Source organism: Arthrobacter sp. AG367, assembly GCF_007828995.1.
Taxonomy (GTDB): Bacteria; Actinomycetota; Actinomycetes; order Actinomycetales; family Micrococcaceae; genus Arthrobacter.
In genome coordinates this window covers 158,416-174,250 of record NZ_VIVE01000001.1, presented here as the reverse complement: position 1 = coordinate 174,250, position 15,835 = coordinate 158,416, and the positions used below count along the sequence as shown (strand labels likewise).

Sequence of the window (15,835 nt, the reverse complement as noted above, 5' to 3'; positions counted from 1 at the left end):
GCGGCGCACGGCTCTCCGGTCGTGTTCCGGCACTTTCCGCAAGTGCGGTGCAGGCGCCCCCGAGCGGCGCTAGGCTAAGGCCATGAGTGATCCGATCATCATCCTGACCGAAGAACCCCTGGGCGCGGACGACCGCGTGAACATTGAACGGCTGGTGGATGGGTCGGACAGCCGGCTGCTGGTCCTGGTCCCTGCGAACACCGAGCGCCACCTGCTCGTGGACTTCCTCGAAAACCTCTCCATGCTGGACGTTGCCAAGGCATTCCGGGAACTCGCCGGCCGCAACCCGGACGCCGCCGCCGAGCGGGCGCACGCGGATGAAACGCTCGCCACCTCGCTTGCCGCGCTGGAGGGCCTGGGCTCGGGTGTGAGCGGCCAGGTGGTGGAGGGGAAGGCGGTGGACGGCCTTGTGGCGAAGGTCCGGGAAACCGGCGCCTCGCAGGCCGTGGTGATCACCAGGCCGCATGCCGTGGCCGATACCTTCCACACCGACTGGGCCAACAAGGCGCAGGACCAGCTCGGTGTCCCTGTGCTCCACCTGTACGCGGGCTCGGGATTTATCGGCGACTCCTGAGCGTTGGGAATGCTATGAGCATCTTTGGAAACAGCATCTTCGGTAACAAGTCGGCAGGCGTTGTTGGCGGAGCACCGGCCCCTGCCACGCAGGACCCGGCCCGGCATGACACTGCCACGCAGGACACCCCTCAGCAGGACACCGGCATCCCGGAAACTGCCGTCAGGAAGAGCGATGAACAGTGGCGGGAGGAACTGACGCCGGAGGAGTACCACGTGCTGCGGCAGGCCGGAACCGAGCGCCCTTACACCGGTGAGTACTGGGACACCCACACAGAGGGTGTGTATCAGTGCCGGGCGTGTGGCGCCGAACTGTTCACCAGCAACGAAAAGTTTGACTCGCACTGCGGCTGGCCTTCCTTCTGGGCTCCGCTCGCTGAGGGGAATGTCCGCTACATCCACGACAGGACCCTGGGCATGGAAAGGATTGAGGTGCGGTGCGCGTCGTGCGACTCGCACCTGGGCCACGTCTTTGAGGGCGAGGGGTATGGAACGCCCACCGACCAGCGCTACTGCATCAATTCGGTGTCACTCCGGCTGGTGGCCCGGGATGATGTTGGGGACAGCACGCCGGAAAGCTGAGCCGGAGAGGGCAGCGTTCCGGGACTGATCCCACAGCGGAGGGACAGTCTCGATCCTTCCCGGAAACCATCGAGGCTAAGCGTTTCTTACGAATGAGTCGTTTTGGCATAAGTCCTGCTGGTTGCTTGTTACGCTCACCGGAGAAGCAAGCAACCAGAAAGGCAGCCGACGATGACAGAGACCCTGACCACCGCCGTCACCGGGATTTCCGCACAGGACCACGACTGGCTCCGGCTCAAGGCCGCCGCCACCGCACTGCAGGCGCTCCAGGTCCAGGACGGGTCCGTCCCCAACCCCGCGGACCACGGGGAGGCAGCGCAGTACGTGGATGCCATTGTGGCCGCCATCCGGGCCCTGGCCCCCGCCTTTCCGCACGACGCCGACTACCTGGACGCCGCCTGCAAAGACTTCGAGGCATGGGCCGCCGGCGGCTTTCCTGTCCCCGACTTCCTCTCCTCGCTCCTGGCCTTCCAGCCGCAGGAGCACCGCCGCGACGGGCTGCAGCACCTTGTGGTGTTCCCGATGTACACCCAGAACGGCAGCAGCAACAGGCTGGTGGAGGCTGTGCTGGTGGAGGTCATCTGGCCCGAATTCATCGCCGGACTGGAGGCCGGGGACTACTCGAACAAGCTGTTCGTCCCCATCCGGTTCGTCGACTTCACTCCTGGCTACGACACGAACTCGGCCGTCCTCTTCCCCGAGACTGTGGCCGTCAGCCAGACCCCCACGTTCACATGGGGCGCCATCTTTGCCGACCGTGAAGCCGCCCGGTTCCGCCGCGTGCTGAAGGCCGCCGCGGAGATCACGGCCCTGGAGCTGCCGGAGGCCGCCGCGGAACTGCTCGCGGACCAGGACCTCACCGAGGCCACCTTCGTGATGTGGGACCTGATCCACGACCGGACGCATATGCGCGGGGACCTGCCGTTCGATCCGTTCATGATCAAGCAGCGGATGCCCTACTTCCTGTATTCGCTGGAAGAACTGCGCTGCGACCTCACGGCCTTCCGCGAATCGGTGCGGATCGAAAGGGACGACGACGCCGACCCCGACGCACGGCGGCACGCGAAGCTCGTACAGTACGCAATCATCTTCGACCGCATTTTCCGCTTCGCCATCACCGGCAGCCGGGTCCGCAACTACGATGGCCTGGGCGGCCAGCTCCTCTTTGCCTGGCTGCACCAGCACCACGTGCTGCACTGGACGGATACCCGGCTTACCATCGACTGGGATGAGGTGGCGGACGCCGTGATCGCCCTGGGTGCCAGCATCGACGAACTCTACTGGCGGTCCATTGACCGTCCCAAGACCGCCCACTGGCTGGCGGCCTACCAGCTGGTTTCGGCCACCGTCACGCCCAACCCCGCCTCCGTCTGGGCCAAGGGCCCGGACGCGCTGCCGTTGGCGGGGACGCCCCGCGGACTCACGGACCAGGTGCTGGACGACGAGTTCCCGCTGTCCATGTTCTACGAGGCACTGGAGAAGAAGATGCGCCCCGTCATTGAGTCCACCGCCGGGATCACCGGCCGCTCCGCGCTGTGAGCAGCGCCGGTCCGGCCGGGGGCGCGCCCTCCGCCCGGCCGCTCACTGTCCTGGTGGCCGGCGGCAGCGGCGCGTCGGGAATCGCCGTGGCGCGGGCACTGGCTGCCGCGGGGCACCGGGTGGCCACGGCGGGCTCCGACCAGGCCCGGATCACGGAGGCAGCGCGGAAAGCGGGCGACGGCGTCAGTCCATTTGCGTGCGACCTGGCGGTTTTGGCGGACGTCCGGCGGCTTCGCGACGACGTCACCGGCGCCTTGGGGGCGGTGGACGGCGTGATCCACCTGGTGGGCGGCTGGCGCGGGGCCAAGGGCATCGCGGACCAGTCCGACGACGACTGGGACTTCCTGGAACGCGGCGCCATCACCACGCTGCGCAACGTGTCACGCGTCTTTTTCGACGACATCGCCGCCTCCACGTCGGGAAGGTTTGCGATGGTTTCATCCACTGCCCTGGATCAGCCCGCCGCAGCGGTCGCCAGCTACGTGGCGGCGAAGGCCGCCGCGGAAACCTGGACCATGGCCATGGCCGATGGCTTCCGCCAGGCCTCAGGGAGCAGCGGGAGCCCGGCGGCCGCCACCATCCTGGTGGTCAAGGCGCTGGTGGACGATGACCTGCGCCGCGCCCATCCCCAGCGGAAATTCCCGGGGACAACGGACGTAACTGACCTGGCTGCCGCCGTCGTCCGGCTTTTCACCACTCCGTCCGCCGAACTCAACGGCGCCCGGCTCCGGCTGGCGGACTGACCGCCTGTCTGGCTTTGCCTGGCGTGGCAGTACCTAAACTGAAAGCGTGAGCAACCCTATGACCACCACAGCAGAAACCCGTGCGGCGCTGCGGCTGCATGATCCCAACGTGCGCGGATTTGCCTCCGACAACTACTCCGGGGTCCACCCGGAAGTCCTGGCAGCCCTTGCCGCAGCCAATGGCGGACACCAGGTCTCCTACGGCGAAGACGACTACACCGCGCGGCTGCAGGAACTGATGGTTGACCACTTCGGCCCAGGCATCGAATGCTTCCCCGTCTTCAACGGCACCGGCGCCAACGTCCTGTCGCTGCAGTCCCTGCTCCCCCGCTGGGGTGCCGTGGTATGCGCCTCCACCGCCCACATCAACATGGACGAGAACGGGGCACCGGAACGCATCGGCGGCCTAAAACTCCTGCACGTACCCACGCCGGACGGGAAACTGACTCCTGAACTGATCGACCGGGAGGCCTGGGGCTGGGGTGACGAGCACCGAGCCCAGCCGCTCGCCGTCTCCATCACCCAGACCACGGAACTGGGCACCTGCTACACGCCGGAAGAAGTCCGTGCCATCGCCGACCACGCGCACGCCAGGGGCATGAAGCTGCACATGGACGGGGCGCGGCTGGCCAACGCGGCAGCCCACCTGGGCGTGCCCCTGCGCGCCTTCACCCGGGACGCCGGCGTCGATATCCTGTCCTTCGGCGGCACCAAGAACGGGCTGCTCTTCGGCGAAGTAGTGGTGGCACTGAACCCGGAAGCCGCCCATGGCCTGGTCTACCTGCGCAAGATGGACATGCAGCTGGCCTCCAAGATGCGTTTCATGTCCGCCCAGTTCATCGCCCTGCTGGAAGGCGACCTGTGGCTGCGCTCGGCCGCACACGCCAACGCCATGGCCACCCGGCTGCGTGCCGCCGTCGACACCATTGAGGGCGTCCGGCCCACCCAGGAAACCGAATCCAACGGAGTCTTCGCCATCCTTCCCCCCGGCACGGCGGACCGTCTGCGCAAGTCCTTCCGGTTCTACGACTGGGATGAGGCGAAAGGGGAAGTCCGGTGGATGTGTTCCTTTGACACCACGGAGGAGGACGTCGATACCTTTGCTGCCGCGATCCGCCATGAGCTCCGGGAATACCGCGCCGGCCAGGCCGGGTGAGCGGCCCCGACGGCGAGCCTTCCTGCCCCGGCCCGTCCCGCCCCGTAATCTGCCAAGGTGAACGCACTGGACCAGGTTCCCCCGGATTTTCTCCACGCCTTGGGAACCCTCAGGAAAGCCCGCTGCCGGAAGGAACTTCGCCTCGCGGAGATCCCAGCCCCTGCGCGGCTGGCACCCTTCGCCGTCGCGCTGGGCGCAGAGGTGATGGCACCGGGCGCCGCAACCCCGGCCACGCCGGTCCACGGACCTGCGGCCATGGCGTTTGCCGCCGCATCCGGAACGGCCGCCCCGGGACCGGCGGACGAGGACGAAACGGAGCTGGCTACCGGACGCTTCATCCTGCTGCACGATCCGGATGGCTCGGCGGTCTGGGACGGCGAGTTCCGGATTGTCACCTACATCCGTGCAGAGCTGGAACCGGAAATGGGCAACGACCAGATGCTGGGAACCGTGGCGTGGACCTGGCTGGTGGAGGCGTTGGAAAACCACAAGGCGGCATACCGGGCCGCCGGCGGCACCGCCACCCGCGTCCTCTCCGAAAGCTTCGGGACACTGGCCGGGCGGCCCGGGTCCATCGACATCGAACTCCGGGCCTCCTGGACGCCCGCTTCCTCCGACGTACAGGCCCACCTTGAGGCCTGGTCCGACATGGTGTGCACGTTCGCCGGCCTGCCGCCGCTCCCCGACGGCGTCACCGCACTCCCACCCCGTCGGCGAAGCCAGCAGAACGGTTACGGGGCAGCCCGGTAAACTGGGGGCATCATGACCCCAAACATTCCGGAAAACACCACGGCCGGCGTCCCGGCTGCTGCTGCCGCATCCCACATCACGGTGGAGGGCTTTGACAGCCCCATCCCCGAAATCATCGACCTTGACTCCCCCCGGGACGGCGTTCCGCTGGTCATCGAAACTGCGTCCGGCCTGGAGCGGTGTGCCGCGGCCATTGCCGCCGGCACCGGACCCGCCGGCGTGGACGCCGAGCGCGCATCAGGTTTCCGCTACGGACAGCGCGCCTTCCTGGTCCAGATCCGCCGCGAGGGCGCCGGAACCTGGCTGATCGATCCCGAACCGTTCGAGAACCTGGACATCATCAACGACGCCCTACGGGGCGTCGAATGGATCCTGCACGCCGCCACCCAGGACCTGCCCTGCCTTTCCGAGCTCGGGATGTGGCCGGACAAGCTCTTTGACACCGAACTCGCCGCGCGCCTGGCCGGGCTGCCCCGGGTAGGCCTGGCCGCCGTCATCGAGCAGCTACTGGGATTCGGGCTTGCCAAGGAACACTCCGCGGCCGACTGGTCCACCCGGCCCCTGCCGGAGCCCTGGCTGCGCTATGCCGCCCTGGACGTGGAAGTCCTGACCGAACTGCGCGAGGAACTTATCGAGCTGCTGGAGGCGGACGGGAAACTGGAGTACGCCCAGCAGGAATTTGCGGCAATCCTCGCAGCGGGCATCGCTCCCCCGCGCGTTGACCCGTGGCGGAAGACCTCGGGCCTGCACCAGATCCGGGACCGCCGCCAGCTGGCCGCAGTCCGCGAACTGTGGCTGGAACGCGACTCGCTGGCGCAAAAACGCGATGTGGCACCGGGCCGGCTGCTCCCCGACTCGGCCCTCGTCGCCGCGGCGAAGGCCATGCCCGCCACCGTCCCACAGCTGCTCACCACCAAGGGGTTCCACGGGCGCGCTGCCCAGCGCGAAGCGCCGCGGTGGCTGCGCTGCATCGCGGCCGCCCGGGACCTGGAGGACCTGCCACCCCTGCACCTGGCCACCAACGCCCCGCCGCCGCCGCGGGTCTGGGCCGACCGCGATCCGGAAGCCGCTGCCCGCCTGGCCACGGCCCGGCCCCTGCTCCAGGCGAAAGCCGAGGAATTGAACCTCCCGCTGGAGAACCTCCTGACGCCCGACTACCTCCGGCGCGTGGCCTGGCGGCCGCCCGCGGACGTCACTGAAGACTCGATTTCCGCGGAATTGCGGACCCTGGGTGCCCGCCCGTGGCAGGTGGAACTCACGGCTCCGCTGATCTCCGCCGCCTTCCTGGACCCGCAGCCGCTTCCACCCAAGGAACCCAAACAGGCCGCTGCGGCGGCCGGCCAATAACCTTTTCGCGTCAGCCCTTGCAGGCTAAGTTACTCACGAGTAACATCGGTGTACCGACGCCAGGTGAGTGCCGCACTCCGGCATGCGCCCGGCGCTACGTCTCGATGAGGAGTTACACGTGAGCCAGCACGGAAGCGGCGCATCCCCGCGCACTGTCCGCGACGTCGTCTTTGTGGACGGCATCCGCACACCCTTCGGCAGGGCCGGCGAGAAAGGAATTTACGCCGGAACCCGGGCCGACGACCTGATCGTGAGGTGCATCCGCGGCCTCCTTCGCCGCAACCCGTCCCTGCCTTCGGAGCGGATCGATGAGGTGGCCATTGCCGCCACCACCCAGACCGGCGACCAGGGCCTCACCCTGGGCCGGACCGCCGCGCTGCTGGCCGGTCTCCCCCGGACGGTCCCCGGCTTCGCCATCGACCGGATGTGCGCCGGTGCCATGACGGCCGTCACCACCACGGCCGGCGGCATCGGATTCGGCGCCTACGACGTGGTGGTTGCCGGCGGAGTGGAACACATGGGCCACCACCCCATGGGCTCCGGCGCCGACCCCAACCCCCGGTTCATGTCCGAGCGGCTGGTGGACCCGGCAGCCCTGAACATGGGAAACACGGCCGAGAACCTGCACGACCGCTTCCCCGCCATCACCAAGCAGCGCACCGATGCCTACGCGGTGGCCTCGCAGGACAAGCTGGCAGCCGCCTACCGGGACGGCAGGATCCAGCCGGACCTGGTTCCCGTTGCCGCCCGGAAGCCGGGCGAGGGCTGGACCGTCCACAGCAAGGACGAACCGCCGCGCCCGGGCACCACCATGGACGACCTGGCCGTCCTGCGCGCGCCGTTCCGGGCCCACGGCCGGGTTACTGCCGGAAACGCCGCCGGCCTGAACGACGGCGCAACCGCCGCTGTCCTTGCCTCCTCCGAGGCCGCCGCAGAGCTGGGGCTGCCCGTGAAGATGCGGCTGGTGAGCTACGCCTATGCGGGGGTGGAGCCCGAGGTGATGGGCATCGGCCCCGTCCCGGCCACCGAGAAAGCACTGAAGAACGCCGGGCTGACCATCGGGGACATCGGCCTGTTCGAGATCAACGAGGCGTTCGCCGTCCAGGTCCTGAGCTTCCTTGACCACTACGGCATCGCCGACGACGACCCCCGGGTCAACCGGTACGGCGGCGCCATCGCCGTGGGGCACCCCCTTGCCTCCTCCGGTGTCCGGCTGATGATCCAGCTGGCCCGCCAGTTCGAAGAGGACCCCTCCGTGCGGTACGGGATCACCACCATGTGCGTGGGCCTTGGCATGGGCGGCACCGTGATCTGGGAGAACCCGCACCACCCCGACTACAGCGGAACCCCCTCCGGGAAGACCGCCGCCGTTTCCGAAGGAGCCATGGCATGAGCGCCGCAGATTACCGCAAGTTGGCGGACCTTTTCCCCAACGAAACCGTGACCCACTCCTATGTGCAGGACATCGCCCTGCCAGGCACGGCGGGCAGGCCCAGCCCGGGCACCTTTGCCCTCGTCACCCTGGACAACGACCTGGACCACACCAAACCCACCACCCTGGGCCCCAACACCCTGGTGGGGCTCGGCACCGTCCTGGAGGGCCTGCGCGACCGTGCGGCCCGTGGCGAGATTGTTGGCGTCGGGGTGACCGGCAAGCCGCATTACCTGGTGGCGGGCGCGGACCTCTCCGCCGTGAAGTCGCTGGAAAAGCGTGAGCACGGGCTGTGGATGGCACAGCTGGGCCACGACGTCTATGCAACCCTGGCAAACCTTGGCGTCCCCAGCTTCGCCTTCATCAACGGCGCCGCGCTGGGCGGCGGCCTGGAAATCGCCCTGCAGTCCACCTACCGCACGGTGTCCGCGGGGGCGGGTGCCCTGGCGCTTCCGGAAGCCTTCCTTGGCCTGGTGCCCGGCTGGGGCGGCGTCTACATCCTTCCCCGCCTGGTGGGCCCGGAAAATGCCGTAAAGGTCATGATCGAAAACCCGCTCAGCAACAACCGCCCCCTCACCGGTGCGCAGGCATTCGGCATGGGCATCGCCGACGCCCTCTTCGAGCCTGCCGACTTCCTGGAACAGTCGCTGGCCTGGGCGGCCGGTGTCATCTCCGGTGAGGTGGTCCCGGAGCGGGCCAACGCCGTCGACCCTTCCTCCCCTGACGCGGCAACCCGCTGGGCCGCCGCGGTGGACGCGGGGCGGGCCTTCGTCGAGGCCAAGACCTCCAACGCCTCCCCAGCCCCAGCCAAGGTCCTGGACATCCTCGAGGCAAACCGCACCATGACAGCGGCGGAGTCCGCCGCGCTGGAATGCGAAACACTGGCCGGGCTGATGCAGACGGATGAGTTCCGCTCCACCGTCTACGCCTTCCTCGACCTGGTGCAGAAGCGTGCCAAACGCCCGGCCGGCGCCCCTGACCGCAAGCTGGCCCGGCCCGTCACCAAGGTGGGCGTGGTGGGCGCCGGACTGATGGCCGGCCAACTGGCCCTGCTTTTTGCCCGCCAGCTGAAGGTGCCCGTGGTCCTGACCGACATCGACCAGGCGCGCGTGGACAAAGGCGTTGCGTACGTCCACGCCGAGGTGGACAAGCTGCTGGCCAAGCAGCGCCTAAGCCAGGACGCGGCCAACCGGACCAAGGCGCTGGTGACGGGCTCGGTGTCAAAGGACGCCTTCGCTGACGCCGACTTCGTGATCGAGGCCGTCTTCGAGGAACTGCACATCAAGAAGCAGGTCTTCGCCGAGCTGGAAGGCATCGTGGCGCCGGAGTGCATCCTGGCCACGAACACGTCCTCGCTCTCCGTGACGGAAATGGCCGCGGACCTGCAGCATCCCGAACGGCTGGTGGGCTTCCACTTCTTCAATCCCGTGGCTGTGATGCCGCTGCTGGAAATCGTCCGCGCCCCGCGCACGGACGATGCCGTGCTGGCCACCGCCTTCGAGCTGGCCAAGGCGCTGAAGAAGAACGGCGTGCTGGTCAAGGATGCGGCCGCGTTCGTGGTCAACCGCATCCTGCTGAGGCTCATGGGGGAAGTCACGGCGGCCTTCGACGAGGGCACCCCGGCGGAGGTGGCGGACGCCGCGTTGCGGCCCATGGGGCTGCCCATGACGCCGTTCACGCTGCTGGCCATGGTGGGCCTGCCCGTTGCGCAGCATGTCCAGGAGTCCCTGAACGCCGCCTTCGGCGACCGCTTCCCGGTCTCCGATAACCTCAAGAAGCTCATCGACAACAACGTCAAAGCACTGTGGGAGACCGCCCCGGACGGTTCGCGGACCATCCCCCAGTCCACGCTTGAGCTGCTGTCCTTTGGCTCCAGCCCGTCCACGGCGGAGCAGGTGCTGCACCGCGTCCAGGATGCCCTGGCTGAGGAAATCGGCCTCATGCTGGACGAGGGCGTCGTCGCCGGACCCGAGGACATCGACCTGTGCATGATCCTGGGCGCGGGCTGGCCCATGTTCCTGGGTGGCATCACGCCGTACCTGGACCGGGTGGGGGCCGCGGAGCGGGTCAACGGCAGGCGTTTCCTGGCACCGGGCGTCGCGTCCCCCGCCGCAGGGTAACCGGCACCAGGCCGGCAGCCAGGACGGTGGGTGCTGCCTGTCAGGCCGGGGTCAGCCGGCCGCCGTCGAGCGTCAGGAGCCGGTGCGCCGCCGTCCGTGCGTAGCCCAGGTCATGGGTGACCAGCACGACGGCGGCGCCCGCCGCTGCTGCCGATCCGACGGCGGCGTCCAGCAGGGCCAGCCCGTCCCCGTCCAGTGCCACGGTAGGTTCGTCCAGCGCCAGGACGGCGGGCCTGCGCGCCAGGACGGTGGCCAGCGCCAGGAGGCGCTGGGCGGATGCCGGCAGCTCGGCGGGGTGCTCGTCGGCGGCCTCCGCCAGCCCGACGGCCTGAAGCGCCGCGGCGGCGCGGCCGGCAACCATGTCCCGGCCCACCAATCGCTCCAGCCCGAAGCGGACCTCCCGCAGTACGGTCCGTTCAAACAGCTGGTCGCGCGGCTGCTGGAACAACAGGCCCACGGATGCAGCGGTCCGTCCGACGGGGTCGCTTGAGATGTCGCTGCCGCTGACCAGGACAGTTCCCGCGGTGGGTCGCAGCAGCCCGTTGAAGTGCCGCAGGAGCGTCGATTTTCCGGCGCCGTTGGGCCCGGTGACCGCCACGATCTCCCCCGGGTGGACCTGCAGGCTGATGTCCTGCAGCACTGGGGTGCCTGTGTTCAGGCCCCCCGCCGGTGCCGCCCTGCCCCATCTTCTGCGGCTTTCTTTTCCGCGAACCTGCGGGTCCGGGTACGCGAAGGAGACGCCGCGGAGCTGCAGGGCAGCCGGCCCCGCCTGCCGGGCTGCAGGCCGCCTTGGCGGTACCGCGGACTCCGGCACGGCAGGACGCCTGATTGCCCGGGGCAGCACTGGCGGGACACCGCCATCGTTGGCATGCCCCGCTCCCATACCGGCGGGATGCCCCGCTGCCGTGACCATGCCCCCAGCGAGTACCACCCATGTGTCTGCGTCCAGGAGCAGGGGGTCGACCACCTGGCTGAGGATTACGACGGCGGTACCCCGCTTCAGCAGGTCCAGGACCAGGGTGGCAAGATCCTCCGCCCCTGCCGCGTCCAGGGAGGCGAAGGGCTCGTCCATGACCAGCACAGGAGGTCCGGCGATGATGGCGCAGCCGATGGCCAGCCGGCGGAGCTGGCCACCGGAAAGCGTCCCGGGGTCCTGGTCCAGCAGGCCCTGAAGTCCCAGCAGCCCGGCCGTGCGCTGCACCGCCGCCTGCATGTCACCACGCCCCGTACCGGCATTCTCCAGTCCAAACGCGAGTTCCTCCGCCACCGTGGCGCGGACGGTGGACAGCACGGCGCCGGGGTCCTGGGGGACAAAGCCCACGTGGCGGCCCCACTGGGCGGGATCGATCCGCGGGTCCCCCGCGCCGCCGGCAAACTCCAGGCGCGTGCCGGACAACTCAAGGAACCCTGCCAGCGATCCGTGGCCGCCCGGAGGCAGCCACCCGGCCAGCAGGCGGCCCAGGGTGGACTTCCCGCTTCCGGAGGCGCCCAGGATGGCCGTGAAGGAGCCCGGTGCAAGAGATATGGCGACATCCTGCAGGGCCGGGACCTGCCCGTCGTGGAAGGTGAAGTGCCGGATCCCGGCGGCCAGCACCGGCTTGCCTGACGTGGCCGCATTACTGGCATTACTGGCATTGCCTGCATTACTGGCATTACTGTCATTGCCCGCATCACTGGCATTGCCTTGGCCGCGGGACACCATGGGCTCAGCCACCTGCGCCCGCCTGCACTACCCGGAGAACCACTGCCGCCAGGGCAGCGAGCACCAGCACGATGCGTACTGTCCGCTGCCGGCCGGAATCAGCCACCTCGCGGTAGCTGGTCCGCGGCCCGGTGTTGCTGAGTCCCCGGGCTTCCAGGGCGGCAGTACGGGTGCCGGCATCATCGATCAGGGAGAGGACCAGCGGAACGGCCTGCAGCCGGAACGCGCCCAACCTGGACACCAGGCTGCGGGAGACCACCAGGCCGCGTGATTCCTGGGCCTGCCGGATCCGCTGCGCCCGGGCGGCGATGGCCGGCAGCAGGGTCAGGGTGGACGCCAGGACGAAGGCGAACCGGCCCTGTACGCCGCGGGCGGACAAGGCCGCCACGAGGTCGGGCACGCGGACGCTGAAGGAGAACAGCAGGAGGGCCAGGACCACGGCCGCCAGCTGCAGGAACCGCTGCCCGGCGAAGGCCAGGCCCTCCTGGGTGATACGGGCAGGTCCCCACTCTGCCAGGACGGTCCTGCCCTCCGGGAAGAACAGTCCGTGCAGCCACAGCAGCGACAGGCCAAGCGGGACCAGGACTGCCGCAGCCGCCGGGAGCACCCGCCGGGCCGTGCCGCCCGCCACGGACAGGCCAAGGCAGGCGGCAACCACGGCGAGGGACAGCGGCCAGGTGCCGGCCGCCGTCGTAATGGCCGCCGTGGCCGCGGCAGCCGTCAGCGACGTCAGCGGGTTAAGGCGTTCCCGCCTGGCCGGCGCTGCCGTCCTGCCTGCCGATGGTGCCGTCACAGCGTTGCGGTCAGCCCTTCCGTGCAGAATCCGGGGAGGTGCCCTGCGCGGGACCGTGCCCGGGCCCCTGTGCGGGAGCGTCAGCCGCGGCCTCCACGGGGGTGTTGCCGGCCAGGACCCGGTGGCGCCGCACGAAAGGGAACTGCAGGCGTGCCCTGCGGGGCAGCGCATAGACCAGGATGGCCACGACTGTGAACACGATGGCCTTGTCCATAGGGTCGGAGATCAGTGCCTGCTTGGTGATCGCGGCCAGGAGGGTGTCCCCCATGGCCCGGAAGGCGCTGACGATGGCCCCCGTGGCCACGCCGGAGGTGCCCCCGAAGACGAAGGCGGCCACCGGGGCGGACGCCACGCCGGCGATGATTCCGGTGGCGAAACCGGCCACGGGAGCCAGGTAGAAGCGGCGGAAGAGGCCGTAGCGTGCTGCCAGCCCGGCGAGGCAGCCAATGAGCGCGGCGCCGGCTGCGAACGGAAGCACCGTGGGGTTGAAGAAGGACCAGACGATGCTGCTGAGAGCTCCGGTGGCGGCACCGGCGGCCGGGCCGGCCAGGACCGCGATCAACACCGTGCCGATGGCGTCGAGGTAGAAGGGAACCAGGGTGCTGCCAACGAACTGGCCGAGCACGATGTTCAGGACCAGGGCCACCGGAATGAGCACCAGGGTGGACGCGGGCAGCGTGGGCAGGACGGCGACGATCAGCAGGACTGCGCCTGCCAGGAAGCCGGTGAGGGCGATCAGGGCCGATGCGCTGCCCGGACCTCCGGTGATGTCTGCCGGCTGGTTGAGCACCAGGTAGACATAGGTGGCCGCGATGGCCAGGGCGCCGAGGATCTCCAGCAGCCGGCGGCGGGCCGCCGGGCGTTCCTGGGACGGAAGCGTCAAAGAGGGCGATGACATGGGGAATGTTCCTTTGGGTGCAGGCAGTGGCCCGGCAGTGCCGGGCCGGAGTGTGGCTGCCTATGTCACCTCGGCAGCAGCCGGCGGCAACTGCGCCTGGCCGGTCCGTGGCCCATTCTACCGGCCATCGTCCGGCAGCGTCCCGTGCCGGGTGGCCCGGTCATGACGGGTCCGTCCCTGCCCTGTCAGCCAACCCGGCGGGCCAGGCTTCCGATGGCGGACACGAGTTCGCGGAACGCCTGCTCCGGGTTGTTGCTGTCGACAATCCTGGCGTTTGGGGGTGTGCCCCAGAGCCCGCGGAAGTCGGCCACAGTGGTTCCCGCCAGGAGCGGCGAATCCGTTTCGACGTCCACGGTGGCGGTCCGCGCCGTGTACTCGAGCGTGCCTGCCGCGACTCCTGCGGCGAAGAAGTCGTGGACGTGGGCCAGGTATCCCTGGTCGTAGAGCCGGTGGAATTCAAAGTAGAACCGCAGGGCATCTGAAAGGTGCCTGATGAGGGTGTTGTCGGAGGTGCTGCGCCGCCCTTCCGGCTGTTCCGGGAGCAGCAGTTCGGGAACGCCGGCACCCGCGGCCCGGGCCAGCGCCGTGACGTGGGCCGGGTGCAGTTCCATGCGTTCGGTGGTGTCAAGGGAGCAGACGATGGGGAGTTTCTCCAGCGGCCTTCCCCGGTACGCGGCGTAGACCTCCTTGGCGGCGTGCGGATCCACGTGCGTGTTCCACTCGGCGGTGGGGGTGGTGTTGCCCTGGTGGTAGAAGGCGCCGCCCATGATTACTGCCTTGGCCAGGAGGTTGGGCAGTTCCGGTTCCTTGCGCAGGGCCAGGGCGAAGTTGGTCAGCGGTGCGGTGATGAGCGCGGTGAGCTCGCCTGGCCTGGCCCTGGCATGTTCGATCCAGAGGTCCACGGCGTCCCGGTCGCAGAGCCGCCCGGCGGGTTCGGGCAGCACGGCGTACCCGATCCCTTGCGGTCCGTGGGTCTCAGGGGTGGTGAGCAGCGGGATGGACAGGGGCTGGCGGGCACCAACCGCCACCTGGACCCCGGACCTGCCGCACAGTTCCAGCAGGGCCAGGGTGTTGCGGGCAACCTGGTCCGCGTCCACGTTGCCGGGAGAGGCCGTGACCGCCACGATCTCCGTGTCCGGGAGGGCGGCCAGGTAGGCAAGGGCCAGGGCGTCGTCGATCCCGGTGTCAACATCCAGGAGGTAGGCGGGCACGGCGGCCTAGAAGAGCGCGACCTTGGGCACTGCCGGGAAGATCCCGTCCAGGTCAGCCAGGTCTTCGGGCGTGGGGACCCAGTTCGCCGCTTCCGCGTTCTGCCTGACCTGCTCCGGCCTGGTGGCCCCGGCGATGACGCTGGCCACCGAGGGCTGGGCGGCAAGCCAGGAGAAGGCCACCTCGATTTCAGTCAGCCCGCGTTCCTTCGCGAAGGCGCTGAACCGGCCCAACTGGTCCCAGTCGGCGTCGTCCACCATGTTGGTGCGGGTGTGGCTGAGCCGGGACCCCTCCGGGGCATGGCCCGGTGAGTACTTGCCGGTGAGGAGTCCGTTGGCCAGCGGGAAATACGGCAGGACACCGAGCCCGAACTCCTCCGCGGCGGGCGTCACCTCAAGCTCGGCACGGCGGTCCAGGAGGTTGTAGTGGTTCTGGGTGGAGATGAAGCGGGCCGTGCCCAGTTCGCGGGCCACGTACTCCGCCTGGGCGATCTGCCAGCCGGAACGGTTGGAGTGGCCGATGTAGCGGACCTTGCCGCTGCGGACCAGGGTGTCCAGCGCCGCGAGGGTCTCATCGATGGGGGTCAGCGGATCCGGGGTGTGGAACTGGTAGAGGTCGATCCAGTCCGTGCCGAGGCGCCGCAGCGAGGCCTCCACCGCCTGGATGATGTAGCGCCGCGACCCGCGGGCGCCGAAGTCCGGCCCGCTGCCGCCCTTCATGTCCATGCCGAATTTGGTGGCCAGGACGACGCCGGAGCGCTTGTTTCCGAGGGCCTTGCCGAGCATGGTTTCGCTCAATCCGGGCTCCCGCCCATAGGTGTCGGCAACGTCGAAGAGGGTGATGCCGGCATCCACCGCTGCGTGGACGACGGCGTCCGTGGCGTCCTGCGTCTCGGTGGCGGTATTGGCCCGGCCAAGGTTGTTGCAGCCAAGGCCCACGGTGGAGACGGTCAGGCCGGATTTTCCAACGCGGCTGTAACTGGTCAAGGACG

The 15,835-nt window shown here is 69.0% G+C and carries 14 protein-coding genes; 9 read left to right on the top strand and 5 right to left on the bottom strand.

The features are described from left to right. The first annotated feature begins 82 nt into the window (after positions 1–82). From FB478_RS00740 to FB478_RS00700, 9 genes are all read left to right on the top strand, one after another. On the top strand, positions 83–574 hold the full coding sequence (locus FB478_RS00740; protein ID WP_018770756.1) for a hypothetical protein: 492 nt from the start codon (positions 83–85) through the stop codon (positions 572–574). A gap of 14 nt (positions 575–588) precedes the next feature. Continuing rightward, positions 589–1,155 carry a peptide-methionine (R)-S-oxide reductase MsrB gene (gene msrB, locus FB478_RS00735; RefSeq protein WP_186447704.1) on the top strand — a complete coding sequence of 189 codons (567 nt, stop codon included), beginning with the start codon at positions 589–591 and terminating at the stop codon, positions 1,153–1,155. A gap of 171 nt (positions 1,156–1,326) precedes the next feature. Beyond that, on the top strand, positions 1,327–2,694 hold the full coding sequence (locus FB478_RS00730; RefSeq protein ID WP_018770754.1) for a DUF6421 family protein: 1,368 nt from the start codon (positions 1,327–1,329) through the stop codon (positions 2,692–2,694). Then, complete coding sequence (locus FB478_RS00725; protein ID WP_144599648.1) at positions 2,691–3,437, top strand: SDR family NAD(P)-dependent oxidoreductase; 747 nt, start codon at positions 2,691–2,693, stop codon at positions 3,435–3,437. Before FB478_RS00730 ends, FB478_RS00725 begins: the two co-directional genes overlap by 4 nt. Before the next feature lie 58 nt (positions 3,438–3,495). Beyond that, positions 3,496–4,593, top strand: a complete 1,098-nt coding sequence (locus FB478_RS00720; protein ID WP_018770752.1) for a low specificity L-threonine aldolase — start codon at positions 3,496–3,498, stop codon at positions 4,591–4,593. Positions 4,594–4,650: 57 nt separating this feature from the next. Continuing rightward, entirely contained in the window at positions 4,651–5,343 is a 693-nt protein-coding gene (locus tag FB478_RS00715) for a DUF3000 domain-containing protein (protein ID WP_056393644.1), read from the top strand. Between the two features lie 12 nt (positions 5,344–5,355). After that, complete coding sequence (locus FB478_RS00710; RefSeq protein WP_144599647.1) at positions 5,356–6,690, top strand: HRDC domain-containing protein; 1,335 nt, start codon at positions 5,356–5,358, stop codon at positions 6,688–6,690. A gap of 118 nt (positions 6,691–6,808) precedes the next feature. Then, positions 6,809–8,083, top strand: a complete 1,275-nt coding sequence (locus FB478_RS00705; protein ID WP_186447703.1) for an acetyl-CoA C-acyltransferase — start codon at positions 6,809–6,811, stop codon at positions 8,081–8,083. Further along, the gene (locus FB478_RS00700; protein WP_144599646.1) at positions 8,080–10,242 is read left to right on the top strand and encodes a 3-hydroxyacyl-CoA dehydrogenase NAD-binding domain-containing protein; all 2,163 of its coding nucleotides are present in this window, start codon (positions 8,080–8,082) and stop codon (positions 10,240–10,242) included. Before FB478_RS00705 ends, FB478_RS00700 begins: the two co-directional genes overlap by 4 nt. Before the next feature lie 40 nt (positions 10,243–10,282). Here the strand turns inward: FB478_RS00700 and FB478_RS00695 are convergent, their stop codons facing one another. From FB478_RS00695 to FB478_RS00675, 5 genes are all read right to left on the bottom strand, one after another. Further along, positions 10,283–11,956, bottom strand: coding sequence for an ABC transporter ATP-binding protein (locus FB478_RS00695; protein ID WP_144599645.1), 1,674 nt, complete (start codon positions 11,954–11,956; stop codon positions 10,283–10,285). Further along, the gene (locus FB478_RS00690) at positions 11,949–12,737 is read right to left on the bottom strand and encodes an energy-coupling factor transporter transmembrane component T (RefSeq protein ID WP_144599644.1); all 789 of its coding nucleotides are present in this window, start codon (positions 12,735–12,737) and stop codon (positions 11,949–11,951) included. The genes FB478_RS00695 and FB478_RS00690 overlap by 8 nt, the downstream gene beginning before the upstream one ends. A gap of 10 nt (positions 12,738–12,747) precedes the next feature. Further along, on the bottom strand, positions 12,748–13,635 hold the full coding sequence (locus FB478_RS00685) for an ECF transporter S component (RefSeq protein ID WP_144599643.1): 888 nt from the start codon (positions 13,633–13,635) through the stop codon (positions 12,748–12,750). A 185-nt stretch (positions 13,636–13,820) separates the two neighbouring features. Further along, the gene (locus FB478_RS00680) at positions 13,821–14,846 is read right to left on the bottom strand and encodes a nucleoside hydrolase (RefSeq protein WP_134164365.1); all 1,026 of its coding nucleotides are present in this window, start codon (positions 14,844–14,846) and stop codon (positions 13,821–13,823) included. Between the two features lie 6 nt (positions 14,847–14,852). After that, entirely contained in the window at positions 14,853–15,830 is a 978-nt protein-coding gene (locus FB478_RS00675; protein ID WP_144599642.1) for an aldo/keto reductase, read from the bottom strand. Positions 15,831–15,835: the final 5 nt, after the last annotated feature.